Origin of the sequence: Terrabacter tumescens, assembly GCF_014646815.1 — a bacterium.
GTDB classification, from domain to species: Bacteria; Actinomycetota; Actinomycetes; order Actinomycetales; family Dermatophilaceae; genus Terrabacter; species Terrabacter tumescens.
In genome coordinates this window covers 308,998-335,709 of the sequence record NZ_BMNZ01000005.1, presented here as the reverse complement: position 1 = coordinate 335,709, position 26,712 = coordinate 308,998, and the positions used below count along the sequence as shown (strand labels likewise).

Here is a 26,712-nt window from a genome sequence, read left to right as displayed (position 1 = left end):
CCCGGGCACGGCGTGCAGGTCCCGTGCTCGGTCCGGCCCCGTCAGTCGGCCGGATGTCCCATTCTTGGTCGGGACCTGTCGTATTCGCCCCAGGTCGTTCGTGGTCCCAGTGACCACGCACCGTTGAGACCCGGAGGACCAGACCCATGAAGCTCCTGCTGACAGACAGTGGAGTCACCAACCCGAGCATCCATGCGGCACTCGTCGGGATGCTGGACAGGCCGATCGCCGAGTCGCACGCCCTGTGCATCCCCACCGGGATGTACGGGCACCCGAGGGCCGGCCTCGACAGGGCTTGGCAGTTCATCAGCGGGACGTCCGAGAACCCCATGGTCGACCTGGGCTGGAAGTCCGTCGGGGTGCTCGAGCTCACCGCGCTGCCCAGCATCGACGCCGACCGCTGGGTGCCCCTCGTCGAGGAGGCGGACGTCCTGCTGGTCTCCGGCGGGGACGTGCTGTACCTCGCCTACTGGATGCGGGAGTCGGGGCTGACCGATCTGCTGCCGTCGCTCGAGAAGACGGTGTGGGTGGGGCTGAGCGCCGGCAGCATGGTGATGACCCCCGAGGTCGGCGAGGACTTCATCCAGTGGAGGCCGAAGACCGGCGACATCAGCCCCCTCGGGCTCGTCGACTTCTCGATCTTCCCGCACGTCGCTCCCGAGGGCATGCCCGGCAACACCCTGGCCGAGGCGGAGAGCTGGATCCAGGGCATCTCCGGACCGGGTTACGTCATCGACGGGCAGACGGCCATCGCCGTCGTCGACGGCGTCGTCGAGGTCGTCTCCGAGGGGACGTGGCAGCTCATGAGGCGGGAGGAGGTCGCTTCCGCCGGCAGGTGAGTCAGGGAGCGGGGTGCCCGGTGTACGCACCGTCGGTCAGCACCGGGACGACGCCCGACGCATCGAGCTCGGCGGCGATCGCGACGTCGTCGGGCCACCCCTGCGCCACGAGCTCCAGCCCGCTCGCGCAGGAGCGCAGCGCCGCCGCGGCCCGGTCCTCCACGGCGAGCCAGGCCGCACCCGCCGCCTCGGCCTCGGGGCTGAGGAGCAGCGGGCCGCCGCGGTGCTCGAGCCGTTGGGCGAGCGCCGCGACGACGGACCCGGCGCCCCAGAGGTCCTCGACGGCCGGACGCAGCGAGTCGTCGGGCCAGCGCTCGCCGGCCGGGACCACGACGACCGCCGGCCGGGCCCGGGAGCCGCTCGACGACTCGAGCCAGTCGACGATCCAGGCGGCGACTGCCGCCCGGTTGCGCAGCGAGGCCGCCACGACCTGCGCGCCGGCCTCGGCGAGGACGGTGCTGGTCGTCGACCCGTTGGGCGAGGGCAGCACGAGGTCCTTGACGTCACGGGCCGCGCGGATCGAGGCCGGTGACAGGCTGACCCCGCCCTCGGCCCGCGTCGCCGACCGCGTCCGAGCCAGGGTGGCGCCACGCTCCTCGGCGAAGGCGCGGGCCGACTCGTCCTTCCAGCGGTAGGGGTGCACGCGGATGCCGGCGTCGGCGGCCACCGAGACGCACGTCGTGAAGCTGAGGACGTCGACGACGACCGCGCATACGGGAGACCCCGCGGCGACGGCATACCTCGTCAGGGCCTCGGCCGCGGTGGGTCCCCAGTCGAGGCGGACGACGTGACGGTCCTGCGAGTGCCAGGGGTGCATGACGACAACCTACGGGTGGTCAGCCGCCGAAGGTCTGGGTCCAGTACGTGCCGTACGGGCCACCCGTCGCGTAGCCGACGCCGATGTCGCGGTAGGCGCAGTTGAGGATGTTCGCGCGGTGCCCCGGGCTCGCCATCCACCCGCTCATGACCTCCTTGGCGCTGCGCTGCCCGGCCGCGATGTTCTCGCCGATCGCCCCGCCGCGGTAGCCGGCCGCGCGGATGCGGTCGGCGAAGGTCGACCCGTCGGGGCTCGTGTGCGAGAAGTAGCCACGCGTCGCCATGTCGTCGCTGTGCTGCTGCGCCGCCCGCTGGAGCGCCGCGTCGATCGACACCGGTCCGCACCCGGCCCGGGCGCGCTCGGTGTTGACGAGGGCCACGACCTGGTGGGCGACGCCCGCGCGAGGAGGTGGTGCGGCGACGGCCGTGCTCGTCGGGGACGGCGTCCGCGTGGGGACCGGGGTCGCTGAGCGCGTCGGCGTGGGCGCCGTCACGAGCGGCGCGGGAGCCCGGGTGGTCAGCGACGGCGTCGGTGTCGGTCCCGTCGAGCTCGGCGAGGTGGAGGGCGTGGCCGACGGGGTCGGGGACGTGGACGGCGAGACGGTGCTCGAGCTCTCGACGCCGCCCATGCGTCCCGTCGGCGTGGCCGGCGCCGTCGGCGACGGTCCGGGGCCGAGACGCAGGTCGCCGGAGCGACCCAGGATGACGAAGCCGCCGATCACGAGCAGTGCCGACACCGTTAGGGTCACCACCGCGGCGCGCCGCGATCCGATGACCGCGGGATCGGTGTGCCGTCCCATGTGCGCCTTTCGTCGACCCAGCGACCGGTACCTTACGCGCCCCGGCGGGGATGCAGCCGGATGAGCGAGGGGCGTAGCGGCGCATCGTCACGTCACCGTGACCTACCGCCCGGTCGCCGCCCCGTCGCCGCCCCGTCGCCGCCCCGTCGCCGCCCGGTCGCCGCCCGGTCGCTGCGGGCGAGTCAGCGCGCGTCGAGCTCGCGGACCAGGCGCACCGGCGCGGTGCGGCGGTACGACGCGTCGACGAGCTCGGCGACCTCGTCCCAGTCGACGCCGTCAGCGGCGCGGTTGTTGCGCAGGTCGAGCATGAGCCAGCCGTAGGGACCGTAGTAGCCGGGCACGACGAAGCGCGGGTCCTCGAGCAGCGCCGCCCGGTCGGACTCGTCGGGCTGCACGATGACGGCGTGGCGGTAGGGCTCGGGGTCGTGGTCGCCCTTGACGACGCCGCCGTAGATGGCGAAGACCTTGCGGGTGAAGAAGTTGGGGCGGCCGTGCGAGACCTTCTCGTCGGCGCCGGGCAGCGCGAGACAGATCTCGCGCAGGCGCCGCAGGTAGGGGTCGCCGGTGTCGAACATCTGGGGGTGGGACATGCCCACCCACGCTAGGCCCGCACGGCGGCGGTCGGGCGGTTCAGGCGCCGCAGACCCCGCCGCAGCCGCCGGCGCCGCAGCCGCCCCCGCAGCCACCGCCCGCGGCGACCGGCTCGAGCACCTCGTGCCGGTGCTCCCACGCCGTCTCGAGCGCTTGGGCGAAGACCTCGACCGGCTGGGCGCCGGAGACGCCGTACTTGCGGTCGAGCACGAAGAACGGGACCGACTCGATGCCGAGCATCTTGGCCGTCGCCTCGTCGCTGCGCACGTGGTTGCCGTAGTCGTCGGACTCGAGCATCTCGCGCACGGCGCCCTCGTCGAGGCCGATCTCGACGGCGAGCCGGACGAGCACGTCCCGGTCGCCGACCGCGAGGCCGTCGGTGAAGTAGGCGCGCATGAGCCGCTCGTGGGCGGCGTCGGCGAGGCCCTGCTCGGCCGCCAGGTGCACGACGCGGTGCGCGTCGAAGGTGTTGCCGTAGCGGGCCTGCTCCCAGTTGAACGTGAGGCCCAGCTCGGCCGCGGCGGCCGCCATCGAGCGGTGCTGCTCGGCTGCCTGCTCGCGCGTCGTGCCGTACTTCGCGGCGACGAGGTCGACGAGCGGCTGCTCCGACACGGGAGCGGCGCCGCGGTCCAGCTCGAAGCTGTGCCACTGCACCTCGACCTCGTCGGCGTGCTCGAACTGCGCCACGGCAGCCTCGAGGCGACGCTTGCCGATGTAGCAGAACGGGCACACGATGTCGCTCCAGATGTCGATCTTCACGGTCGTGCAACCTACCCGGGCGTGGTCGTGTTCCCCGCATCGGGCGAGGCGTCCGTCACCCTCCGGGTGAGAGGGGGTATGCCGTTCAGCTCGCCCGCGCGACGCGGTGCAGGATCGCTGCGGCGGACTCCGCGTCGCAGGTCTCGGGGAGCCAGTGCCCCGCGTCGAGCTCGATCAGCTCGTAGTCGGCGCCGACGTGCTCACGCGTCAGCTCGGCGGCGGTGCGGCCGAGGAACGCGTCCCTCGAGCCCCAGACGTAGGTGGTCGGCACCTCCACGCGGTGCGCCCCGACGCCCGAGTGGCGGGCGGCGCGGTACCAGTTGACCGGCCCGGTGAGCGCGTCTGGGCGGGCCAGGCGGGCGGCATACCTCCTGCTGTCCTCGAGCGGGAGGCCGGAGCGCGCCATGAGCGAGTTGAAGCCCGCCGCGAGCGCGCGCTCGGGCACCCACGGCACCTGGAAGGCGGCCATGTACCAGGACCGCCGCTTCTGGTCGAGGCCCCTGCGCCAGGCCCGCGACATCGCGGCCGGGTGCGGGGTCGACAGGACGGTGAGCGAGGCGATGCGCGTCGGGTGGTTGCCGGCGACGAGCCAGGCGAGCGCGCCGCCCCAGTCGTGCCCGACGAGGTGGACCCGCTCGCGTCCGGACGCGTCGATGAGCGCGAGGACGTCGGCGACGAGCTCGTCGAGGCGGTAGGCGTCCTCGCCCGCCGGTCGCGCGCCGGGGGAGTAGCCGCGCTGGTCGGGGGCGAGCGTGCGTAGCCCCGCCTCGTGCAGCCGGGCCGCGACCCGGTCCCAGCTCGTGCGGTCGGTGGGGAAGCCGTGGAGCAGCACGACGACGTCCCCGTCGACCGGGCCCTCGTCGGTGACGTCGAAGCGCAGCCCGTCGCGGCTGAAGGTCGTGATGCGTTGCTCGAGCGCTGCCATGCCCCCATCGTGCCCCGGCGGGGCGCCTACCGGTCAGGGACGTCCCGTAGGGGACAAACCCGAAGCGGGCGGTGACCGCCCCGACCTACTGTTGAGGCATGCCCGACGCGCCCGAGACGCCCGGCCGCCCCGGCGCCGGCCGCGCGTGGTGGCACCTCTCGCGCACCGGGCTGTTCTTCGGCGCCGCCTACTTCCTCACCTCGATGGCGCCGAGCCTGCTGCCCCGCACGTGGTACTACCAGGGCCTCATCAGCGGCCTGTGCGCCGCCGCCGGCTACGCGCTCGGCGTGCTCGTCGCCTGGGTGGTGAGGCGCGTCTCGCACCTCATCGACCTGCACGTCACCGTGAGCGGAGAGGCGCGACACTGGCTCCTCGTCGCGGCCCCGGTCTTCGGCGCTGTCGCCGTCCTCGGCCTGACGGTCGCCAACGTCAGGGCCCAGGCGCGCACGGCGGCCGTCGTCCGGCTGGCCCCACTCGACCCGGTCGACTGGGCGCTGGCGCTCGCGCTCGCCGCCCTCGTCGCGGTGCTCTTCCTCGCCATCGCGCGCGGGCTGCGCGGCGCGACCCACCAGCTCGCCCAGGCTGCCGGTCACGTGCTGCCCAAGACGATCGCGACCGTCATCGCCGTCGTCGTCGTGGCCACCGCGACGGCGTGGGTCACCGACAGCGTGCTCTTCCACCGTGGCATGCAGGCCTTCGCCGGGGTCGCGGCCCAGGTCAACACCGCGCCCACCGGCCGTGCCGCGCCGACGTCGCCGTTGCGCTCAGGCGGGCCGGGGTCGCTCGAGTCGTGGGACAGCCTCGGCTACCAGGGGCAGATGTTCGTCACGAGCGCTCCGACGCCGAAGCAGATCACGGCCGCGACCGACCGGGGGGCCATCGAGCCGATCCGCGTCTACGCCGGCCGCACGCCGGACCGGTCGGTCGACGACGTCGCCGCGGCGGTCGTCGCGGAGCTCAAGCGCACCAACGCCTTCCACCGCCGCGTCCTCGCCGTCTTCACGACGACGGGCACCGGCTGGGTCGACGACTGGTCGGCCCAGTCGGTCGAGTACCTCAGCAACGGCGACAGCGCGATCGCCGCCATGCAGTACTCCTACCTCCCGAGCGCGATGTCGATGATGACCGACCGAGACACCCCCCGAGAGGCGGGCAAGGCGCTCTTCGACAAGGTGTATGCCGTGTGGCGCACGCTGCCCGAGGACGACCGTCCGCAGCTCGTCGTCGGCGGCGAGTCGCTCGGCTCCTACGGCGGCCAGGCCGCCTTCTCGAGCGCCGACGACATGCTGGCCCGCGCCCAGGGTGGCGTGTGGGTGGGCACGCCGAGCTTCACCGGCATCTGGCGGTCGCTGACCGCCCGGCGCAACGAGGGCTCGCCCGAGATCGTCCCGGTCGTCGACGCCGGCCTGCACATCCGGTTCGCGGCGAGCGGCGACCAGCTGACCCACGACTACTACGGCCGCGACTACGGCGCGTGGGACTTCCCCCGCTTCGTCTACGCCCAGCACGCGTCCGACCCCGTCGTCTGGTGGAACCCGGCCCTGCTCGGCGCCGAGCCGGACTGGCTGCGCGAGCCCCGCGGGCACGACGTCAACCCTGACGTCACATGGATCCCGTTCGTGACGTTCTGGCAGCTGACGACCGACATGGCGGTCGGACACGACCCGCCCGACGGCTACGGCCACCGCTACGGCCCGGAGCTCGTCCCCGCGTGGGGCTCGGTGCTCGGTGGGTCACCGACCGACGACTACACGAAGCTCGTCGCGGGCATCGAGGAGACGGTCAACCGGGTGGCCTGAGTGGCGCGCCTACGCTCGGGTCGTGCCAGCAGAGCGGTTCCACGGTCAGATCGCCGGCGTCGGGTCGGCGTCGGGTGTCCGCGTCGTCGTCGGGTCGTGGGAGCGGACGCCGCTCGGCTCCTTCGGCGACGCGATGGTCGAGACTGCCGCCGGCCACCGGGTGCTCGTCGCGCCGAGTCCCGAGGTGGCGGCGTTCATCGGGGCGACCTACGCCTTCGACGAGGTGCGTCTCGAGCCGATCACCGTGACCGCTGGAGGCCACGCGTGGCACGTCGAGTCACCGTCGCTGACGCTCGACCTCACGGTCGGTGGGCGTATGCCGCTCGGTCGGCTCCTGCGGCTCGTGCCGTCGCGCGTCGCGACGAGCCGGTCGTGGGCGACCGCGGTCGACCCGATCGCACGAGTCGCCTTGCGCGGCGTGCGAACCCGCGGCACGGCGCTCGAGGGTCGCCGGGAGTACTACGGCGCGACCGACCTGCACGCCGTGACGTCCCTCGAGGGCAGCTTCGAGGGGTCGCCGCTCGGGACGCTGGCCCGGGTCGACCCGCCGTGCCGGTTCGGCTTCTCGTCGACCCCGCCGACGCCCTCGGTCACCTCGGTCGTGACGACGGTCGTCACCCCCTGACCCGTCGAGTGCCCAGTTCCTGACGTGGGTTTTGGCACTCGACGGAAATTCGGGATCGAGTGCTCAGTTCCTGACATGGGTTTCTGGGCACTCGACGGCGCCGAAGCGGGCGACGTAGTGCCAGACCCTCTTGAGCGCCTGCTCGTCGTGCCGTCCCTCGCGTGACGCGGCACCGATGACCTGCGGGGTCAGGACCCCGTCGACGGCCAGCGACTCACCGAGAGCGACGAACTCGGGGCCGCGGTAGTCCGGGTGCGCAGCCAGCGTCGCGACGTCGAGCCGGTAGCCGGGGTGCCACTCCACCGGCACCCCGAGGGCGAGCGCGTCGGCCTCGACGTCGGTGCCCCGGTAGCCGGGGTCGAGGACGAGCGCCTCGACGTCGTCGACGAGGTGGACCACCCCGTGCACGTGCGCCTCGACGTAGTCGTCGAGCAGGTCGTGGTCTGCAGCGGCGACGAGCTCTGCGAGCGCGAATCCCGTTGAGCTGCCGAAGTGCTCGGGCTCGAAGACGCTGTCGGGGAAGCAGAACGTCGCGCGCTCCAGCGTGTGCGCCGCGAGCCGCACGTGGGCCGAGCCGAACCGGGGCGCGGCGCCGTGGGGACGGCGGTGCAGGTCGAGCGCGCCGTACTTCGGTCGCAGCGCGGGCTCGGCGTCGTCATAGGCGCCCCCGAAGATCCGGCTCTCCCAGCGCCACCGGTCCCCGCCGGGGTGCGCCGTCAGCCCGCCGTTGCTCGTCCGGGTCTCGAACTGGGACCGGTAGACCCCGTCCCGGGCCATCGCCGTGAGGATGGGCTCGCCGCCCACGAGCCGGTCGGGGTGGAAGTTCAGCGTGATCCGCAGCGTCGGGTCGAGGGGCGGGCCCACGGAGAGCGCGCGCACGTGTGCGAGAGCCCGGTCGACGGCGGCGGGATGGTCGGGCACGCCGTCATCCTCACACCCTCAGGTCGCCAGCGCCCCTCGGGGACGCGCTCACACGGCATAAGCGATGTGGCCGTCCCCCGAGGGCGTCAGCTCGAGAAGAAGAGGCCGGCCATGCCCTTCTTGCGGTAGTGCTTGCCGCCGCGGTTGCCCCAGGACGGACCGCCGTACTGCTGGGGCGGCGGCTGGGCGACGAAGCGGCTCTCGAGCTGGCTCAGGTGCTCGAACTCGCCGAAGTCGAGGAAGATCCCGCGGCACTGGTCGCACTGCTCGACGTGCACGCCGTTGCGGTCGTAGGTGCGCATGGTCCCGCGGCACTTCGGGCACACGAAGCCCTGCGGCTGGTAGGCGGCACCGGTCGAGTCCTGGTGCGGGAACGGGGGCGGCTGCTGGCTCATGCCCTCATCCTCACATCCGGGCGCAGGCCTCCAACAGGGCCTCGGCTGGGTTTGCGCTGTGAGCCGGCTGGACGGCGAGGGCCCGGACAGCCGCCACGTAGACGGCGCAGCGGGCCGCCAGGTCGAGGCGGGGCCACGGGTCGCCATACGCCGGGACGCCCGGACCGCCCTCCGTCCGGTAGGCCGTGAGGAACGTCCGCCAGTCGGCGTCCTCGAGCGCCCCCGCGGCCCAGAGCCCCGCGGGGCGGGCGAGGTCCCAGGCCGGGTCTCCGGTCCCGAGGTCGTCGACGTCCAGGAGCCGGAGCCCGGCCGGGGTGCGGGCGAGCTGTCCGAGGTGCCAGTCACCGTGGACGACCGCCGGCGCCGGGCTCGTGGGGATCTCCTCGATCTCCTCGATCTCCTTGAGGAGCCGGCGGCCGAGCTCGGTCAGCATCGGAGCCGCTGGACGGTCGAGACGCCCCGCCCGTCGGAGCGCCCGGGAGACCCGTGCGGGTCCGCCGTGGCGGGGGAGCGGCCTCCGGTCGGGTGCGTCCCCGGCCTCGCCGGAGGCGAGGTGCAGCCGCGCGAGCAGCCGGCCCGAGTCGGCCCACGGCAGCGCGGCGTCCTCGGGGGCAACGACCTCGACCCGGGGCCAGACGGTCACGCAGCGCCCGTCCGGCGCACGGCGCGGCAGGACCTGGAGCGGCTGGACCCACAGCGACGGTCCCGCACCGCTCGTCACCTGGCGCAGGCGCCTGCCCAGCGCGGCGGCGTCGGTCCGGGGGTGGTGCAGCTTGACGACCACCCCGCCCACGAAGGCCAGCTCGGCGCCGGAGGGGAGCAGACGGCATACGACCTGATCCACGGAATTCCCGTGGTCGCGGCCATGACCACCCGCCAGGTCGGCGGCGAGCCGGTCGAGCCACGCGGCGGTCGTGTCCAGGGTCACCACCTGATTGTCGCCGGAGGGGTAGGAATGGTGCATGGGCACGATGATCGACTTCCCCGAGCACGACCTCACCGCCTACCGCGCCGACCCGAGCGGGCAGCCGCGCGGCGCGGTCGTCGTCATCCAGGAGATCTGGGGCCTGGCCGACCACATCAAGGACGTCGCCGACCGCATCGCCGCGGAGGGCTACGTCGCCGTCGCGCCGGACCTGCTCGGCCACGTCGGGCTGACGCCCGAGGTCGGGGCGCGCATCTTCGAGCTGATGTTCAGCGCCTCCGAGGAGGACCGGCTCGCCGCGCAGCCGCAGATGCGAGCGGCCACCACTCCCGCGCGCCAGCCGGAGTTCGCCGCGTGGGCCGTCCCGGCACTGCGAGCCGTCGTCGACGCGCTCGTGCAGGGGGAGGGTGTCGACGGGCGCGTCGGCGTCGTCGGCTTCTGCTTCGGGGGGACGTATGCCTATGCCCTCGCGGCCGCCGACCCGCGGGTGCGCGCCGCGGTGCCCTTCTACGGCACCTTCCCCGAGAACGCCGACCCCGCGACCATCACCTGCCCCGTCCTCGCCTTCTACGGCGAGGAGGACCACGGCATCACCGACGGCGTCCCCGAGCTCGAGTCGCGCATGGAGCAGGCCGGCGTCGACTTCACGGCGCGCGTCTACCACGGGGTCGGGCACGCCTTCTTCAACGACACCTCACCCTCGAAGTACAACGCCGAGGTCGCCGCCGACGCGTGGGAGCGCACGCTCGCGTTCTTCGGCGAGCACGTGGCGCGGTGAGCGTGGCGCCTGCGTCGGGCCCCTCGGGCTTCCCTGGCTTCTGGCCCACAGGTCTCGCACAGGGCTTTCCTGCCCGGCGGCGGCGCGCGTGGAGTAAGCCTGTGGCATGACCGAACCCGACCGCTCGCCCGCCCGCCGGGGCCCGCTCGTCCTCGGCCCGATGCTGCGCTACGTCGGCGAGACCGACGCGACGGTGTGGCTCGAGACGTCCGGACCCGGGGTGGCCACCGTGCACGCCGACGGTCGCGAGTGGAGGGCGCCGACCTTCTCGGTCAAGGGCCACCACTACGCCCTCGTCGTCGTCGACGGCCTCGAGCCCGGCGGTGACTGGTCGTATGCCGTGAGCATCGACGGTGCGTCCGTGTGGCCCGAGCCGGACAGCCCGTTCCCGGCGCCGCGCATCCGCACCATCGACCGTGGGCGTCCGACGCGGCTGCTCTTTGGGTCGTGCCGCACCACCGTCCCGCACGACCGGAAGGGCCACCGGACCAACGGCGTCGATGCCCTGCGCACCCTCGCCCTCGCGCTCGCGCGCGGCGAGGAGGAGTGGCCCGACCTCGTCGCCTTCCTCGGCGACCAGGTCTACGCCGACGAGACGTCGGAGGCGATGCGCGAGTTCATCGCTGCGCGGCGGAGCCTCGACGAGCCGCCCGGCGAGGAGATCAAGGACTACGAGGAGTACGCCCACCTCTACGGCCTTGCCTGGGGGGACGACGCCAACCGGTGGCTGCTGTCCACCGTGCCGAGCTGCATGATCTTCGACGACCACGACATCCGCGACGACTGGAACACCTCGTGGACCTGGCACGAGGAGATCAACCGCACCCCGTGGTGGCACGAGCGCCTCATGGGCGGCCTGTCGTCGTACTGGGTCTACCAGCACATCGGCAACCTCTCGCCCGCGCAGCTCGCCGACGACGAGATCTATGCGCGGGTCATCGCCGGCGGCGAGGCAGGTGACGACGACGGGGTCGGCGAGCTCGACCTCACCGAGGCGGTCTTCGACCTCGCCCGGCGCTCGGACCGGCACCCGGAGGTCTACCGCTGGAGCTTCCGGCGCGACCTCGGCGACAGCCGGCTCGTCGTCGTCGACTCCCGGGCCGCGCGCGTGCTCGAGCCGCAGCACCGCTCGATGCTCGACCCCGACGAGATGCGCTGGCTCGACGAGCAGCTGACGGGCGACGTCGAGCACCTGCTCATCGGCACGTCGCTGCCCTTCATGCTGCCGCCCGGCCTGCACGACCTGGAGGCCATCGACGAGGTGCTCGCGACGGGCACGCGCGGCAAGCTCGTCGCCCAGGTCGCCGAGAAGGCCCGGCAGTCCATCGACCTCGAGCACTGGGCGGCCTTCAACGACGGCTTCGTCGAGGTCTTCGACATGGTCATGGAGGTTGCGCGCGGCGAGCGGGGCCGCGCCCCGGCCACGGTCGTCTTCCTCTCCGGCGACGTCCACAACTCCTACGTCGCCGAGGTCGTCGACGCGAGGACGCGCCACGGCGCCACCTCGCGGGTCATCCAGGCCGTCTGCTCGCCGATCCGCAACCCGATGCCACGGGCGATCCGCGTCATGATGTCCGCGTTCGCGCGGGGGCTGGTGCGGCCGATGCGCTTCGTCGCCGAGCGGTCCAAGCGCGTGCCCGACCCCGCCTACCCCTGGGTGGTCACCGACGGGCCGTGGTTCGACAACTGCCTCGCCGAGCTGACCGTGCAGGGGCGTGACCTCTCCATCGTCTGGCGCGGCGGCGAGGTCCGCGACGGCGACGACGCCCACCCCGTGCTGACGACGGTCTCGAGCGTGCGGCTGCCGACCGGCTGACGCGTCAGGTGACGCGGACGAGCAGGATCCGGTCGTCGCCGGCGCCTGGGGCCTGTCGCCCGTCGCGGTTGCTCGTCGTGACGAGGATGGTCCGGTCGTCGACGGCGAGCACGCTGCGCAGCCGGCCGTAGCGGCCGACGAGGAAGTCCTGCGGCGCTGCGGTCGTGCGGGCGCCGTCGAGCGGGATCCGCCACAGCCGCTGCCCGCGCAGCGCCGCCATCCACACCGAGCCCCCGGCGATGGCGATGCCGCTGGGGGAGTCCTGCGGCGGGCCCCACTGGACGACCGGCCCGGTGATGCCCGCGCGGCTCGTGCGTCCCTCGGTCTGCGGCCACCCGTAGTTGCGGCCGGGGCGGATCAGGTTGAGCTCGTCCGCGCTGTGGTCGCCGAACTCCGAGGCCCAGAGGCGCCCGGCCGCGTCCCAGGCGATGCCCTGGACGTTGCGGTGGCCGTAGGACCAGACGAGCGTGCCGAACGGGCTGCCCGGGGCCGGCCGGCCGGAGGTCGTCATCCGCAGGATCTTGCCGCCGAGCGAGCCCTTGTCCTGGGCCAGTGCGGGCCGCTGCGCCTCGCCCGTCGTGGCATAGAGGTAGCCGTCCGGGCCGAACGCGAGGCGGCCGCCGTTGTGGTGCACGTTGTGAGGGATGCCGCGCACGAGCACGCGTGGCGTGCCGAGCTGCCGCCCGGCCGGCGCCGAAGGGTCCCAGGGGATCGCGGCGATCCGGTTGTCCGACGCCGTCGAGAAGTACGCGTAGACGAGGCGGTCGCGCGTGAACGTCGGCGAGACCGCGATGCCGAGCAGGCCTGCCTCGCCCTGCTGGGACACGTTGGACACGACGCCGGGCACGGTGCCGACCCGGGTGAGCCGGCCCGCGGCCACGTCGAGCCGGTCGATCCGGTAGCTGTCGCGGGCCGAGACGAGCACCCTGCCGTCCGGCAGGCGCGCGAGGCCCCATGGCACGTCGATGCCGGTCGCGAGCGTGCGCACCACCGTCGCGTTGCCCGTGGGGCGGCCGGCGACCGAGGTCGGTGCCGGACTCGACGGAGTGGCGGTGCGCGTCGTCGTCGAGGCAGGTGGGGTCGGGGCCGTCGTCGCCGGTGTGGTCGACGGTGTCTGCGCCGGTGTGGTCGACGTAGACGTCGTGGCCGGGCCACTCGCGGGCGAGGTGCTGGTGCCGGATGACGGGGCGCCCGACGAGCAGGCGGCGGCGGACAGGGCGAGGGCCACGGTCGCGGCGAGGGCGACCCGGCCGGTGCGCTCGGGCATGGGGACCTCCGTCACCGACGGTAGCGAGCGAGCCTGTGCGCCCTCCGGGATGACCCCGGTCCATCGCCGGGAACAATCGGGGCGACCCCAGAGTTGAGTCGAGTGAACGCAAGATTTGCGAGTCCGGTTTTGACAATCATGGCCGGGCCGGAGCAGATTGAGCGAGGACCTGTTCACCAGACCATCAGCATCACGATCTCCACCTAGCTCACAAGGAGTCACCCATGGCACGTGCGGTCGGAATTGACCTCGGTACCACCAACTCGGCCGTCTCCGTCCTCGAGGGCGGCGAGCCGAGCATCATCGCGAACGCCGAGGGCGGGCGCACGACCCCGTCCGTCGTCGCGTTCTCCAAGAACGGCGAGGTGCTCGTCGGCGAGGTCGCCAAGCGCCAGGCCGTCACCAACGTCGACCGGACGATCCGCTCCGTGAAGCGCCACATGGGCACCGACTGGAAGTCGCCCGAGATCGACGGCAAGACCTACACGGCGCAGGAGATCAGCGCCCGCATCCTCCAGAAGCTCAAGCGCGACGCCGAGTCCTACCTCGGCGAGTCGGTGACCGACGCCGTCATCACCGTCCCCGCGTACTTCGACGACGCCGAGCGCCAGGCCACCAAGGAGGCCGGTGAGATCGCCGGCCTCAACGTCCTGCGCATCGTCAACGAGCCCACCGCCGCGGCTCTCGCCTACGGTCTCGACAAGGGCAAGGAGGACGAGCTCATCCTCGTCTTCGACCTCGGTGGCGGCACGTTCGACGTGTCCCTCCTCGAGGTCGGCAAGGACGCCGAGGACGGCTTCGCCACGATCCAGGTGCGCGCGACCAACGGTGACAACCACCTCGGTGGAGACGACTGGGACGACGTCGTCGTCCAGCACCTCATCACGCAGGTCAAGAACAAGACGGGCCAGGACCTGTCCAAGGACAAGATCGCGATGCAGCGCCTCCGGGACGAGGCCGAGCGCGCCAAGAAGGAGCTCTCCACCGCGACGAGCACCAACATCTCGGCGCAGTACATCTCGATGACGCCCGAGGGCCCGATCCACCTCGACGAGACCCTGACGCGTGCGCAGTTCGAGCAGATGACCAAGTCGCTCCTCGACCGCACCAAGGCGCCGTTCCACAAGGTCATCGAGGACGCCGGCATCAAGGTCGCCGACATCGACCACGTCGTGCTCGTCGGTGGCTCCACCCGCATGCCGGCCGTCACGGCGCTCGTCACCGAGCTGACCGGCGGCAAGGCCCCCAACAAGGGCGTCAACCCCGACGAGGTCGTCGCCATGGGCGCGAGCCTGCAGGCCGGTGTCCTCAAGGGTGAGCGCAAGGACGTCCTGCTCATCGACGTCACGCCGCTCTCGCTCGGCATCGAGACCAAGGGTGGCCTGTTCACCAAGCTCATCGAGCGCAACACCGCGATCCCGACGAAGCGCTCGGAGATCTTCAGCACCGCCGACGACAACCAGCCGTCGGTCCTCATCCAGGTCTTCCAGGGTGAGCGCGAGATCGCCCAGCACAACAAGTCGCTCGGCACCTTCGAGCTGACCGGCATCGCGCCGGCCCCGCGCGGCGTGCCGAAGATCGAGGTCACCTTCGACATCGACGCCAACGGCATCGTCAACGTCAGTGCCAAGGACCAGGGCACCGGCAAGGAGCAGAAGATGACGATCACCGGCGGCTCGGCGCTGTCGAAGGAAGAGATCGACAAGATGGTCAAGGACGCCGAGGCGCACGCCGACGAGGACCGGAAGCGTCGCGAGGAGGCCGAGGTCCGCAACCAGGCCGAGCAGCTCGTCTTCTCGACCGAGTCCTTCCTCAAGGAGTCCGGCGACAAGGTCCCGGCCGACGTCAAGACGCCGGTGGAGGAGTCGCTCGCCGACCTCAAGGCGTCCATCGCCGAGGGCTCCGAGGCCAGCGCCGACGACATCAAGGCCAAGGTCGAGGACCTCAACACCAAGTCCCAGGCCATGGGCCAGGCCGTCTACGCCTCGGAGCAGGCCTCGGCCAACGCCGCCGGTGCGCAGGACGGCTCGCCCTCGGGTGAGAGCACGTCGGGCACGTCGGACGCGTCGGGCAACGCCGACGAGGACGTCGTCGACGCCGAGGTCGTCGACGACGACGAGGCCAGGGACGCCAAGTGACCGAGTCCCCGAACCAGGGCACGTCCGGCGAGCAGGCCGATGTGACCGGCACGGGCGCGACGGGTGCCGGCGGCGACGCCGCCGGCACCCCGCCCCAGGGCGGCTCCGGCGAGTCCCAGCACGGGGAGCGCCACCACACGTACTACGAGGGCGGCCCGGGCGCTTCGTCCGAGCCCGGTGGCGAGGACGAGTTCGACCACCCCGCAGGCGACTCCGCTCCGTCCTCCGATCCGGAGGAGGGCGTCGCCCTCGCCGAGGAGGACACCATGGCCGCGACGCTGCTCGCGGACCTGCAGCGACTGCAGGCCGAGTACGTCAACTACAAGAAGCGCGTCGACCGCGACCGCGAGGTCATCCGGCACACCGCGGTGGGCAGCGTCGTCGAGTCGCTGCTGCCGGTGCTCGACGACATCCACATGGCGCGCCAGGCCGGCGACCTTGCCGGTGGCCCGTTCGCGGCCATCGCCGACAAGCTCGAGTCCACCCTCGGTCGCTACGGCGTCGAGCGCCTGGGCGAGGCTGGGCAGGAGTTCGACCCCAACGTGCACGAGGCCCTCATGCACGTCGAGGCCGAGCTTCCCGAGGGCGCGACGGGCACCACCGTCGTGCAGGTGCTGCAGCCGGGCTACCGCATCGGTGACCGGCTCGTCCGGGCCGCGCGGGTGTCGGTTGCCGACCCCGCCTGAGACGTCCGCCGCCGGGCTGCACCCGCAGCCCGGCGGCATACCCGATGATGGGAGCAGCGTGAGAGTCACCGCGAAGGAGGAGGTGCGCCATGGCTAGTCAGGACTGGTTCGAGAAGGACTTCTACGCGATCCTCGGCGTGCCCCAGGACGCCGACGCCGCGACGATCAAGAAGACCTACCGCAAGGTCGCGCGCACGATGCACCCCGACCACAACGTCGGGGACGCCAAGGCCGAGGAGCGCTTCAAGGAGGTCGGGGAGGCGTACGCCGTCCTGTCCGACCCCGAGAAGCGCCGCGAGTACGACGCGATCCGTGCCATGTCCCACGGCGGTGCCCGCTTCACCGCGGGTGGCGCCGGAGGTCAGGGTGCCGGCTTCGAGGACATCTTCTCGGCCTTCGGTGGCGCGGGTGGCCCCGGTGGCCAGCGCGTCCGGTTCAACACCGGTGGTGCCGGGGGCCAGCCCAACCTCGAGGACATCCTCGGCCAGATGTTCGGCGGCGGCGCACCCGGCGCCGGCTACGGCGGATACGGCGCGACGCCCGGCCCCCGCCCGGGCGCCGACGTCCAGGCGAGCACCCACATCGCCTTCCGCGACGCCGTGCAGGGCTCCACGGTCTCGCTCAGCTCGCCCGACCTCGGGCGCATCAACGCCCGCATCCCGGCGGGCGTCAAGGACGGTCAGCGGATCCGTCTGCGCGGCAAGGGCCGTCAGGGCGACCCCGGCGCCCCGGCCGGTGACCTGATCCTCACGGTCTCGGTCGACAAGCACCCGGTCTTCGGGCGCGACGGCGACAACCTCACGCTCGACCTCCCGGTCACCTTCGCCGAGGCCGCTCTCGGCGCGACCGTCGCCGTGCCCACGCTCGACGGCGGCTCGGTCAAGGTCAAGGTCGCTCCCGGCACGCCGAGCGGCCGCGTGCTGCGGCTCAAGGGCCGTGGGGTCAAGCGAGGCGACCACGTCGGCGACCTCCTCGCCAAGGTGCAGGTCGTGGTCCCGCAGCGGCTGACCGACGAGGCGCGCGAGGCCGTCGAGAAGATGGCCGCGGCTGAGGACGGCCACGACCCGCGCGCCGACCTGTTCCAGCGCGCCCGAGCCTGACGCGCCTGACGAGAGCCCGACGAGAGGAGGTGGCGATGATGGCCCGCAAGAGCGCCCGCACCGGCGGGCACGACGACGACGCCCCGGTCTTCGTCATCTCCGTCGCGGCCGAGCTCGCCGGCATGCACGCCCAGACGTTGCGCCAGTACGACCGCCTCGGGCTCGTCTCCCCGTCGCGCACGCGCGGCGGTGGGCGCCGCTACAGCACGCGCGACGTCGAGCTGCTCCGCGAGGTGCAGCGACTGTCGCAGGAGGGGGTGTCGCTGGCCGGCATCCAGCGCATCCTCGACCTCGAGAACCACGTCGCAGCCCTCCGCTCTCGCGTCGAGGAGCTGAGCTCCGAGCTGGCGGCCGCGCAGGTCGCGCTGTCGTCGGGCGCCCGCGTCTTCGCCGTCGGGCCGCGAGGCGAGGTCGTGGCCGTCCGCCCCGGCCAGCGACCGCCGCGGTCGCCCTCCTCGCAGGCCCTCGTCGTCTGGCGACCCGACCGCGGACGACAGGCGTGAGCTGAGGCGGGGCCCGAGCCCCGCCGCAAGTGGTGCCGCAGGCCCTGCCGCAAGCCCTGGGAGGGATCGCCCCCGACGTCGCGCGGTGTGGTCCTCCGCGTAGCGGGCCGCCGGGCCGCGCTCATGTGACAGACTGTGCAGCGGCCTCAAGCAGATGGGGCGCGCCCGTGTGAAGCCGCCGGAGGCTGCATCTTGATCCCACTCCCGGAGGTCGTGTGACCCCGCACCATCCGGAGGGCGACCTCCCGGTTTCATCGTCGGCGCACCTCCCTGCCGACGGGGCCGCGCACCAGGGCGAGATGGCGAGCCTCTTCGAGAGCACCGACTGGGCAACGACGCCGCTCGGCCCGCTCGAGTCGTGGCCTGACACGCTGCGCGTCATGGTCGACGTCAGCCTGTCGTCCCGCTTCCCCATCCTCGTGTGCTGGGGACCCGACCTCGTCATGGTCTACAACGACGGCTACCGCACCCTGCTCGGCGAGAGCAAGCACCCCGGTGCGTGGGCACGGCCCGTGCGTGACGTCTGGCCCGAGGTCTGGGACGTCATCGGACCGATGTTCGCCGAGGTCACGGGCGGTGGCGCGGCGACGTGGGTCGAGGACGAGCTGCTCGTCGTCGACCGTGCGGGCTTCCTCGAGGAGGCCTACTTCACGTGGTCCTACGGCGCGATCCACGACGAGTCCGGCGCTGTCGTCGGCATCCTCAACGTGGCCACCGAGACGACGGTGAAGGTTCTCGCCGAGCGTCGCACCGAGGTCTCCTCGAGCCTGGCTTCCGCGCTCGCCGGCGCCGGGACTCCCGAGGACGTACGCGTCCGCGCCCTCGACGTCCTGCGCGCGCACCGGCACGACCACGTCACGACCGACCTGCGCTGGGGTCCGCCCGGTGCCGACACCCCGGCCGTCGACGACGAAGGACGACGCGTGCACGTCGTCCCGGTCGTCGAGCCCGGCCTCGCCGACCCCACGGCGCACCTGCTGCTGACCGAGAACCCCCAGCGGCCGTGGGACGCGCAGCTCCAGACGTACGCCGAGCTGTGCGCCGCCCACGTGGCGAGCGCGCTCAGGGGCATCCGCAGCCTCCAGGACGAGCGGCACCGCGCCGAGGCCCTGGCCGAGCTCGACGCCGCCAAGTCCGACTTCTTCGCCAACGTCAGCCACGAGCTGCGCACGCCGCTCACACTCATCGCGGGACCCGTCCAGGACGCCCTGGCGGCCGACGGGCTCGAGCCCGAGCAGCGCCAGCGCTTCGAGCTGATCCGCCGCAACACCGACCGGCTCACCGCCCTCGTGGACCGCATCCTCGACCTGACCAGGGTCGAGGCTGGAGCCGTCGAGCCGCACTGGGTGTCGGCCGACGTCGAGGAGCTCACGACCGGCATCGCCGCGAACTTCCGGCCGGCCATCGAGCGCACCGGCCTGACCTTCGAGGTGCGCTGCGACGAGCTCGACCACGAGGCGTTCGTCGACGTCGACATGTTCGAGCGGGTCGTGCTCAACCTGCTCTCCAACGCGCTGAAGTTCACCCCGCGGGGCGGCATCACGCTGCGGCTGACCGGCAGCGACGAGGGCTTCGCCGTGGCGGTCAGCGACACCGGCATCGGCATCCTCGAGAAGGACCTCGACCTCGTCTTCGACCGGTTCCGGCAGCTCGACCGCGGCGAGGACCGCCGCTCGCGCGAGGGGGCCGGCATCGGCCTGTCTCTCGTGCGCCAGCTCGTCGAGCTCATGGGCGGGCGCGTCTGGGTCGAGTCGGTCCACGGCCGAGGCAGCACCTTCACGGTGTCGTTCCCGTGGGGCGAGCCGGCGTCGCGCGCGGCGCTGCGCCCCTCGATCACGGTGCGGTCGGCCGAGTCGTTCATCGACGAGGCCAGCAGCTGGGTGATCCGCGACGACGTCGCGGCCGGCATGGATGCGAGCGTGGCGGCCGGCGCGACCTCCCGCGCCGCTGCCGGGACGAGCGCGCCGAGCTCGTCGCCGCTCGAGGGAGCCCGGCCGACGCTGCTCGTCGTCGAGGACAACCACGACATGCGCGACTACATCGCACGGCACTGCGTCGTCGACTACGACGTCGTCTCGGTGCGCGACGGGGTCGAGGCCCTCGAGCACCTGCGCCTGCGTCGTCCGGCGATCGTCCTCGCGGACGTCATGATGCCCCGCATGGACGGGCTGACGCTCGTGCGAGAGATCCGGGCCGACCCTGCGCTGCGGGACCTGCCGGTGGTGCTGCTGTCGGCACGGGCCGGTGTCGAGGCGAGCACCACCGGGCTGCTCCAGGGCGCGGACGACTACGTCGTCAAGCCGTTCCAGCCCGAGGAGCTGCGGGCCCGACTCGCCGCCAACCTCGTCCGGTCCCGGTCACGGTCCCGCGACGCGGCGTGGCTGCGGGCCATCCTCGGCGCCATCCAGGAGCCGTTCGTCGTCACCGACGTCGACGGTCTCGTGGTGGAGGTCAACGACGTCTTCACCCGCACGTTCGGGTGGTCGCTCGCCGACGGCCCGCTCGTGCCGCCCTACCCGTGGTGGATCCCCGAGTCGGAGTCGCCCGACGAGCGGCGCCAGCACGAGCGACGCATGGAGCTGCTGCAGGCGGGCCGGCCGGTCGAGGACGACCGCTACCGCATCCTGCGGCGCGGCGGCGGCGAGGCGTGGGTCCACGTCCGGGCCGCGAGCGTGCCCGGCACGGCCGAGTACGACGGCTTCACCATCGTCGTGCTGCGCGACGAGACCCGTGAGCGGGAGTCGCGCATGCGGCGCGAGCTCGCCGCGCGCATCGCCGCCGACCTCGCGACGGCCGACGACCTCGACCAGGTGCTGGCGACCGCCGTCACCGGCTTCACCGTGCTCTTCGACGGCGGGGTGACGCTGCGGGTGGCCCCGACCAAGGGCAAGCCGGTCGTGCTCTCCCCGCGCGGACGGGTCGACGTCTCGGAGCTCGAGGACGGCGTGCGCGAGGGGCTGATGTCCTCGCCGTACGGCCACGAGGTGCTCCTCGGTGACAAGCGCGAGGGACTGCTGCTCCTGCCCTCGGCGCACGAGTCCGACTGCCGGGCCTGGGTGCAGTTCGACGAGCCGCGCCACGTCTCCAGTGACGAGCTCATCGTCGGTGACCTCCTCGCCCAGTCGCTCGGCCAGGCCGTCGACCGGGTGGTCGCCCAGCAGGCGCGGGCCGAGAAGGAGCACCAGCTCGAGCAGGCCATCGAGAGCCACCGGCTCATCGGCCACGCCGTCGGCGTCCTCATCGAGCGCCACCGCATCACGGCGAAGCAGAGCTTCGAGATGCTGCGGCAGGCGTCGCTCAACCGCAACATCAAGCTGCGCGAGATCGCGGCCCGCGTCGTCGAGAGCGGTCAGGACCCCGACCGGGCCTGACCCGACCCGCACCCCAACGGCCCCCGGCGCCCTCGCGGCTCCGGGGGCCGCGGCGTCCCGGCACATCTGCGACGGGCGTCGACGTGCCCATCAGGAGATTGCACCGTGTCTGGTTTTGTCCGGTGGTGGGGCGGGATGCAACACTGTGCTGCCTCCAAGTTCGCGGGCCTTCCCACGCGTACCCAGGAGGCCCCGTGACCGCCCTGCCACCGGCGACGGCTGCGAACGACGACAGCGTCGAGCACGCAGCCCGCGTCACCGCGGCGGCCCGGCTGCTCGTGTGCTCCGAGGACCTCGAGGAGGCCCTCGCCGTGGCGGCCTCGACGATCGGCGCCGTGCTCGGCGGCGAGGCGGTGCTGCGCGTGACGGCGACCCAGCACGACCTGCACGCGAGCGCCTCCGGAGTCGTGCCGCCGGCGGCCCTGTCGCCCTCGGTGCGCTCGGTCCTCTCCGCGCCGACCGCCGCCGGTGAGGCCCGCGCCCAGGACGGGCGCGGGATCCTGCTCGAGTCGTCGGGCGCCCGCGCCACCTGCCGGGTGTGGGTGGGGGGCGCCGTGACCGCGCAGCCCGGCGTCGCCGACTGCGTCGTCGCGGAGCTGCTGCTGCACTCGCTCGCCCATGCGGTCGACCGCATCGTCATGGTGGACCGCTTCCGGCAGAACGAGGCCAACCTCGAGCGTGCCGTCGAGAGCCACCGGCTCGTGGGCCAGGCCATGGGCATCCTCATCGAGCGCCACCGGATCCTGTCCGAGGAGGCGTTCGAGGTGCTGCGTCGCGCGTCGCAGGACCACAACGTCAAGCTGCGCGAGGTGGCCCGGCGCGTCATCGAGACGGGTGCCGAGCCGGACGAGGTGGTCTGACCGTCCTACGCTGGCGCCGTGGGCACGACTGCACGAGCGGACGACGGGAACGCGACCAGGGAGCACCTCATCGTGCTGCCCGAGCGGGACGAGGCCGAGTCGCTCGCCGACGACCTCGAGGCCGAGGGGCTCTCCGACGTCCGCGTCGTCCGCGAGGCGCTCGCCGGTGAGGACGACTCCGAGGCCCACGAGTGGGCGGTTTACGTGCGCACGCCGTCCGACCCTGCGTATGCCGTGCGCTTCGAGGCGCTCGCCGCCGTGCACGACGGGTGGTACGACCCCGACCCGCACGGCTGAGCCGGTGGGGCCGGTGGGGCCTGAGGAGGTCGGGGGCCGTCAGCGCCCGAGGAGGCGCGCCAGGAAGCCGCGGGGCGGCTCGATGAGCGCGGAGGGGAGCGGCTCGGCCGACGTCGAGGTCGTCTGTGGAGGCGTCGACGACGACGTCGGGGCGCCGTCCCGAGGCGACGTCGGGGTGGCCGCGCCGCCGAGGCTCGTCACGACCCGCTCGAGGAGGGCGTCGACGTCGGCCATCTCGTAGCCGCGCCGGCCAGTGGTCGTCGGGAAGCGGCTGGACTGCGCCGTCTGCACGATCTCGTGGTCGGCCGCGCCGACCGTCAGCTGCCCGACGATGGTGTCGATGACGTCGTCGATCGCGTCCTCCTTGTAGCCGGCCCGGAACTGGGTCGTGCGGAAGCGCGCGGTGCGCAGCTCGTCGGCGAGAGCGGTTCGGTCCATGCGCCCGAGACTAGGTGGAGGAGGAGACGGAGCGTGGGAACGGGCCCGGCGGCGCGCGCCGGGCGGCATACGTCACCTTCTCCTGACGCACGAAGTTGAGCGGAATACACTCAAGTCAGCACCGGTTGACGCCTGTGAACCCATCCCGTTACCAGGAGCACGCATGGACCTGTCTCTGACCACCAAGGCGCAGGAGGCCTTCGCCCAGGCCGCGACGACGGCCACCGGCAAGCACCACCCCAACATCGAGCCGGCGCACCTGCTGCTCGCGCTGGCGGCGCAGAGCGGCACGACCACCCCCGCTCTGCTCACCGCAGCGGGCTCGAGCGTCGCCGCCGCGACGGCCGCGGCCGAGCGCGCCATGGCCTCGATGCCGCAGGTCACCGGCGGCACCCAGCAGCCGCAGCTCTCGCCCACGGGACTGCGCGTCATCCAGCAGGCGCAGCAGTACATGACCGCCATGGGCGACTCGTACGTCTCGACCGACCACCTGCTGCTCGCCATCGCGCGCACGGGACAGTTCGGCCTCGACGCCGACGCGATCGAGAAGGCCATCCCCGAGCTGCGCGGCGGGCGACCGGTGACCTCCGACAACCCCGAGGGCACCTTCGAGGCGCTCGCGAAGTACGGCACCGACCTCACCGCCCGCGCCCGTGAGGGCAAGCTCGACCCGGTCATCGGCCGCGACGCCGAGATCCGCCGGGTCGTGCAGGTCCTGTCCCGCCGCACGAAGAACAACCCGGTCCTCATCGGTGAGCCCGGCGTGGGCAAGACCGCCGTCGTCGAGGGCCTGGCCCAGCGCATCGTCGAGGGCGACGTGCCCGAGAGCCTGCGCGACAAGACGCTCTACAGCCTCGACCTCGGAGCCATGCTCGCGGGCGCGAAGTACCGCGGTGAGTTCGAGGAGCGGCTCAAGGCAGTGCTCGAGGAGATCAAGGGCAGCGACGGGCAGATCGTCACCTTCATCGACGAGATCCACACCGTCGTCGGCGCGGGCGCCGGCGGCGAGGGCGCCATGGACGCCGGCAACATGCTCAAGCCCATGCTGGCCCGCGGCGAGCTGCGGCTCGTGGGCGCCACGACGCTCGACGAGTACCGCAAGCACATCGAGAAGGACGCCGCCCTCGAGCGCCGCTTCCAGCAGGTCTTCGTCGGCGAGCCGTCGGTCGAGGACACCATCGCGATCCTGCGCGGGCTCAAGGAGCGCTACGAGGCGCACCACAAGGTGACCATCGCCGACTCCGCGCTCGTCGCGGCCGCCTCCCTCAGCGACCGCTACATCAGCGGGCGGCAGCTGCCCGACAAGGCCATCGACCTCATCGACGAGGCCGCCTCACGCCTGCGCATGGAGATCGACTCGAGCCCCGTCGAGATCGACGAGCTGCGTCGCGCCGTCGACCGGCTCAAGATGGAGGAGTTCGCCCTCGAGCAGGAGACCGACGAGGCGAGCAAGGAGCGGCTCGCCCGGCTGCGCAAGGACCTCGCCGACCGGTCCGAGGAGCTCGCCGCCCTCAACGCCCGCTGGGAGGCCGAGAAGGCCGGCCTCAACGCCGTCGGTGACATCAAGGCGCAGATCGACGACCTCCGGGTGCAGGCCGACCGGCTCCAGCGCGAGGGCGACCTCGCGGGTGCGTCCAAGCTCGCCTACGGCGACATCCCGGCCCTCGAGAAGCAGCTCGCGACCGCCCAGGAGCGCGAGGCGGCGGCCACGTCCGTCGACGAGGAGCCGATGGTCAAGGAGGAGGTCGGCGCCGACGACATCGCCGACGTCATCTCGGCCTGGACCGGCATCCCCGCCGGGCGGCTGATGGAGGGCGAGTCCGAGAAGCTGCTGCACATGGAGCAGCACATCGGCGCCCGCCTCATCGGGCAGACCGACGCCGTGCGCGCCGTCTCCGACGCCGTCCGCCGCACGCGGGCCGGCGTCTCGGACCCCGACCGGCCCACCGGCAGCTTCCTCTTCCTCGGCCCGACGGGTGTCGGCAAGACCGAGCTGGCCAAGAGCCTCGCCGACTTCCTCTTCGACGACGAGCGCGCGATGGTGCGCATCGACATGTCGGAGTACTCCGAACGGCACTCGGTCGCGCGTCTCATCGGGGCGCCCCCGGGCTACGTCGGCTACGAGGAGGGCGGCCAGCTCACCGAAGCCGTGCGTCGGCGCCCCTACTCGGTGATCCTGCTCGACGAGGTCGAGAAGGCCCACCCCGAGACGTTCGACATCCTGCTCCAGGTGCTCGACGACGGGCGGCTCACCGACGGCCAGGGTCGCACCGTCGACTTCCGCAACGTCATCCTCGTGCTCACCTCCAACCTCGGGTCGCAGTTCCTCACCGACCCGCTGCTGAGCCCCGAGGCGCGCCGAGAGTCGGTGATGGGCATCGTGCGCTCGTCGTTCAAGCCGGAGTTCCTCAACCGGCTCGACGAGGTCGTCGTCTTCGACGCCCTGAGCCGCGACGACCTCGCGCACATCGTCGACCTGCAGGTGCGGGCCTTCGCCGAGCGGCTCGCCGACCGGCGAATCACCCTCGAGGTCACCGACGACGCCCGCCAGTGGCTCGCGGCCCGTGGCTTCGACCCGGCCTACGGCGCCCGCCCGCTGCGCCGGCTCGTCCAGCGCGAGATCGGCGACCGGCTGGCCCGGGGGCTGCTGTCGGGCGAGGTCCGCGACGGCGCCACCGTGCAGGTCGGCGTCGACGCCGCAGGGGAGTCGCTCACCCTCGGCTGAAGACCTCTGCGTCCCAACCGAACTCACGCGCGGCCGCGACGTTCTCGTCGCGGTCGTCCGTGAACCACACCTCGTCACGGGCCACCACGCGCCCGAGGTCGGCCTCGATCGCCCGGTGGGCGGCGGCATACGCCAGCGGGTCGGGCTTGACCACGCCGAAGTCCGCGCTGTTGAGCAGGCCGTCGAAGAGGCGGGTGATCCCGAGCAGCTCCATCTCCTGCGGCACGTAGTCGGTGCCGTTGGTGAAGACGTAGGTGCGGTGCCCGGCCGAGCGGAGCGTCTCGAGACGCTCGACGGTCTCGTCGATCACGGTGCCGCGGTGCTCGCGCCAGCGCGTCATGTGCTCGCGCACCCGCGCCGGCTCGGGGACGACGTCCTCGAGCGCGGCGCAGATGGCGGCATACCACTCGTCGAAGCTGCGCCGGCCGGTGATGGTCGGCAGCAGCAGCTCGCTGCGGAACGCCGTCGCCGCGACGTGCCCGGCGGGCAGCCCGAGCGCCGCCTCGATGGCCGGGTTCGCGTCGCCGGGAGCGAAGTCCCGCACGACGCCGTCGAGGTCGAAGACGTATGCCGTGTGCTCCCTCACACCGCCCCGTCGCGCTGCTGGGCGCGCTCGTCGGCGTAGGCGGGGTCTGCGGTCGAGTCGGAGGTCGAGCCGGTGTCGTGGCCGGTGTCGGCGTGGGAACCGGTGGGGTCGACCGACTCGGTCTGGTCGGTCCGGTCGGTGCGCCGGCTGCCGCGGGTCTCGGCCGGGCGCTCGACGCTGCCGGCGGAGCGCTCGTCGTCGGTCCACGACGCGGTGCCCTCGTGGACGTTGCCCTCGGCGCGACCAGTCACGACGTCGGCGACCGACGGGCCCTCGCGCTCGCGCCACTCGGCCTCGCGGCGCGACAGCTCGGCCTCACGGGTGTCGAGGCCCTCGTGCCGGGCCGCCAGCTCGCTCTCGCGGCGGCGCAGGTCCTCGTCGCGCAGGCCGGACTCCTGGAGGCGGTGCTCGTGGTCGCGGCGGGCGGCCTCGGCGTTCTCCTCGACCTCGGCCAGACGGGCCGACTCCTTCTCCTCACGGCGCAGGCGGACCCGGCGGCGGGCGGCGGCCGAGACCATCGCCCAGCCGAGCGCGAAGAGCAGGACCGCGACGGCGCCGTAGATCGCGAGCTCGAGCGGCGTCGCGTTGCGAGTGAAGCCGAAGGCCGAGACGGCGACCGTCCCGGCGGCGGCGTGCGTCGCCAGGTAGGTGACGACGCCGGCTCCGGCGCCGATCAGCAGCAGGATCACTCCGAGCAGGGCCATGGGTTCGTGCTCCTTCGTCAGGTGGCGGGGTTGTCCCGCCGTGATCGT

General features: G+C 72.8%; 25 protein-coding genes. 13 read left to right on the top strand and 12 right to left on the bottom strand.

The genetic code is table 11. The annotated features are described in order from the left end of the window. Positions 1-146: 146 nt before the first annotated feature. Positions 147-839, top strand: a complete 693-nt coding sequence (locus IEY30_RS14705; RefSeq protein ID WP_030198974.1) for a Type 1 glutamine amidotransferase-like domain-containing protein — start codon at positions 147-149, stop codon at positions 837-839. A gap of 1 nt (position 840) precedes the next feature. Here the strand turns inward: IEY30_RS14705 and IEY30_RS14700 are convergent, their stop codons facing one another. The 5 genes from IEY30_RS14700 to IEY30_RS14680 form a co-directional block, all read right to left on the bottom strand. Continuing rightward, positions 841-1,656: a 2-phosphosulfolactate phosphatase gene (locus tag IEY30_RS14700; RefSeq protein WP_030198976.1), complete on the bottom strand. Its 816-nt coding sequence runs from the start codon at positions 1,654-1,656 to the stop codon at positions 841-843. A gap of 19 nt (positions 1,657-1,675) precedes the next feature. Continuing rightward, positions 1,676-2,455, bottom strand: coding sequence for a CAP domain-containing protein (locus tag IEY30_RS14695; RefSeq protein WP_052358572.1), 780 nt, complete (start codon positions 2,453-2,455; stop codon positions 1,676-1,678). A gap of 182 nt (positions 2,456-2,637) precedes the next feature. Next, a complete protein-coding gene (locus IEY30_RS14690) occupies positions 2,638-3,045 on the bottom strand; it encodes an MmcQ/YjbR family DNA-binding protein (protein WP_030198982.1) in 408 nt (135 codons plus the stop codon). Between the two features lie 40 nt (positions 3,046-3,085). Next, the gene (locus IEY30_RS14685) at positions 3,086-3,805 is read right to left on the bottom strand and encodes a DsbA family oxidoreductase (protein ID WP_030198985.1); all 720 of its coding nucleotides are present in this window, start codon (positions 3,803-3,805) and stop codon (positions 3,086-3,088) included. Between the two features lie 85 nt (positions 3,806-3,890). Next, the gene (locus IEY30_RS14680) at positions 3,891-4,730 is read right to left on the bottom strand and encodes an alpha/beta fold hydrolase (RefSeq protein ID WP_030198987.1); all 840 of its coding nucleotides are present in this window, start codon (positions 4,728-4,730) and stop codon (positions 3,891-3,893) included. Positions 4,731-4,828: 98 nt separating this feature from the next. On the opposite strand from IEY30_RS14680, the gene IEY30_RS14675 reads away from it, so the two are divergent. Together IEY30_RS14675 and IEY30_RS14670 are read left to right on the top strand one after the other, a co-directional pair. Further along, positions 4,829-6,529 carry an alpha/beta hydrolase gene (locus tag IEY30_RS14675; RefSeq protein ID WP_030198990.1) on the top strand — a complete coding sequence of 567 codons (1,701 nt, stop codon included), beginning with the start codon at positions 4,829-4,831 and terminating at the stop codon, positions 6,527-6,529. A gap of 22 nt (positions 6,530-6,551) precedes the next feature. Continuing rightward, positions 6,552-7,154 (top strand): hypothetical protein, encoded by a 603-nt coding sequence (locus IEY30_RS14670; RefSeq protein WP_030198993.1) that lies wholly within the window; start codon positions 6,552-6,554, stop codon positions 7,152-7,154. Positions 7,155-7,217: 63 nt separating this feature from the next. Here the strand turns inward: IEY30_RS14670 and IEY30_RS14665 are convergent, their stop codons facing one another. The 3 genes from IEY30_RS14665 to IEY30_RS14655 form a co-directional block, all read right to left on the bottom strand. Then, positions 7,218-8,075: a DUF3626 domain-containing protein gene (locus IEY30_RS14665; RefSeq protein ID WP_030198996.1), complete on the bottom strand. Its 858-nt coding sequence runs from the start codon at positions 8,073-8,075 to the stop codon at positions 7,218-7,220. A gap of 86 nt (positions 8,076-8,161) precedes the next feature. After that, positions 8,162-8,470 (bottom strand): TFIIB-type zinc ribbon-containing protein, encoded by a 309-nt coding sequence (locus IEY30_RS14660; protein WP_030198998.1) that lies wholly within the window; start codon positions 8,468-8,470, stop codon positions 8,162-8,164. A 10-nt stretch (positions 8,471-8,480) separates the two neighbouring features. Continuing rightward, on the bottom strand, positions 8,481-9,398 hold the full coding sequence (locus IEY30_RS14655) for a phosphotransferase family protein (protein ID WP_229675015.1): 918 nt from the start codon (positions 9,396-9,398) through the stop codon (positions 8,481-8,483). A gap of 34 nt (positions 9,399-9,432) precedes the next feature. On the opposite strand from IEY30_RS14655, the gene IEY30_RS14650 reads away from it, so the two are divergent. Then, positions 9,433-10,173 carry a dienelactone hydrolase family protein gene (locus tag IEY30_RS14650; RefSeq protein WP_030199004.1) on the top strand — a complete coding sequence of 247 codons (741 nt, stop codon included), beginning with the start codon at positions 9,433-9,435 and terminating at the stop codon, positions 10,171-10,173. A 106-nt stretch (positions 10,174-10,279) separates the two neighbouring features. Then, complete coding sequence (locus IEY30_RS14645; protein WP_081920504.1) at positions 10,280-11,989, top strand: alkaline phosphatase D family protein; 1,710 nt, start codon at positions 10,280-10,282, stop codon at positions 11,987-11,989. Between the two features lie 4 nt (positions 11,990-11,993). Here the strand turns inward: IEY30_RS14645 and IEY30_RS14640 are convergent, their stop codons facing one another. Then, positions 11,994-13,256, bottom strand: coding sequence for a PQQ-dependent sugar dehydrogenase (locus IEY30_RS14640; protein ID WP_030199010.1), 1,263 nt, complete (start codon positions 13,254-13,256; stop codon positions 11,994-11,996). 224 nt (positions 13,257-13,480) lie between these two features. On the opposite strand from IEY30_RS14640, the gene dnaK reads away from it, so the two are divergent. From dnaK to IEY30_RS14605, 7 genes are all read left to right on the top strand, one after another. Further along, positions 13,481-15,394 carry a molecular chaperone DnaK gene (gene dnaK, locus IEY30_RS14635; protein WP_030199013.1) on the top strand — a complete coding sequence of 638 codons (1,914 nt, stop codon included), beginning with the start codon at positions 13,481-13,483 and terminating at the stop codon, positions 15,392-15,394. Continuing rightward, positions 15,391-16,080 carry a nucleotide exchange factor GrpE gene (locus IEY30_RS14630; RefSeq protein WP_030199017.1) on the top strand — a complete coding sequence of 230 codons (690 nt, stop codon included), beginning with the start codon at positions 15,391-15,393 and terminating at the stop codon, positions 16,078-16,080. The genes dnaK and IEY30_RS14630 overlap by 4 nt, the downstream gene beginning before the upstream one ends. Positions 16,081-16,169: 89 nt before the next feature. Then, the gene (locus IEY30_RS14625) at positions 16,170-17,180 is read left to right on the top strand and encodes a DnaJ C-terminal domain-containing protein (protein WP_030199021.1); all 1,011 of its coding nucleotides are present in this window, start codon (positions 16,170-16,172) and stop codon (positions 17,178-17,180) included. A gap of 38 nt (positions 17,181-17,218) precedes the next feature. After that, on the top strand, positions 17,219-17,683 hold the full coding sequence (locus IEY30_RS14620; RefSeq protein WP_043416906.1) for a heat shock protein transcriptional repressor HspR: 465 nt from the start codon (positions 17,219-17,221) through the stop codon (positions 17,681-17,683). 299 nt (positions 17,684-17,982) lie between these two features. Beyond that, positions 17,983-21,054, top strand: a complete 3,072-nt coding sequence (locus IEY30_RS14615; protein WP_052358574.1) for an ATP-binding protein — start codon at positions 17,983-17,985, stop codon at positions 21,052-21,054. 194 nt (positions 21,055-21,248) lie between these two features. Next, positions 21,249-21,914 carry an ANTAR domain-containing protein gene (locus IEY30_RS21950; RefSeq protein WP_052358575.1) on the top strand — a complete coding sequence of 222 codons (666 nt, stop codon included), beginning with the start codon at positions 21,249-21,251 and terminating at the stop codon, positions 21,912-21,914. Positions 21,915-21,932: 18 nt separating this feature from the next. Then, complete coding sequence (locus tag IEY30_RS14605; protein ID WP_052358576.1) at positions 21,933-22,211, top strand: hypothetical protein; 279 nt, start codon at positions 21,933-21,935, stop codon at positions 22,209-22,211. 39 nt (positions 22,212-22,250) lie between these two features. Here IEY30_RS14605 and IEY30_RS14600 read toward each other — a convergent pair whose 3' ends face one another. Continuing rightward, positions 22,251-22,649, bottom strand: coding sequence for a DivIVA domain-containing protein (locus IEY30_RS14600; protein ID WP_030199040.1), 399 nt, complete (start codon positions 22,647-22,649; stop codon positions 22,251-22,253). 163 nt (positions 22,650-22,812) lie between these two features. Here IEY30_RS14600 and clpB point away from each other — a divergent pair, with 163 nt between their 5' ends. After that, positions 22,813-25,374, top strand: a complete 2,562-nt coding sequence (gene clpB, locus IEY30_RS14595) for an ATP-dependent chaperone ClpB (RefSeq protein ID WP_030199043.1) — start codon at positions 22,813-22,815, stop codon at positions 25,372-25,374. Here the strand turns inward: clpB and IEY30_RS14590 are convergent. After that, positions 25,361-25,960 carry an HAD family hydrolase gene (locus IEY30_RS14590; RefSeq protein ID WP_030199046.1) on the bottom strand — a complete coding sequence of 200 codons (600 nt, stop codon included), beginning with the start codon at positions 25,958-25,960 and terminating at the stop codon, positions 25,361-25,363. The two genes, clpB and IEY30_RS14590, sit on opposite strands and share 14 nt — an antisense overlap. Beyond that, positions 25,957-26,664, bottom strand: coding sequence for a hypothetical protein (locus IEY30_RS14585; protein WP_030199049.1), 708 nt, complete (start codon positions 26,662-26,664; stop codon positions 25,957-25,959). The genes IEY30_RS14590 and IEY30_RS14585 overlap by 4 nt, the downstream gene beginning before the upstream one ends. Between the last annotated feature and the right edge of the window lie 48 nt (positions 26,665-26,712).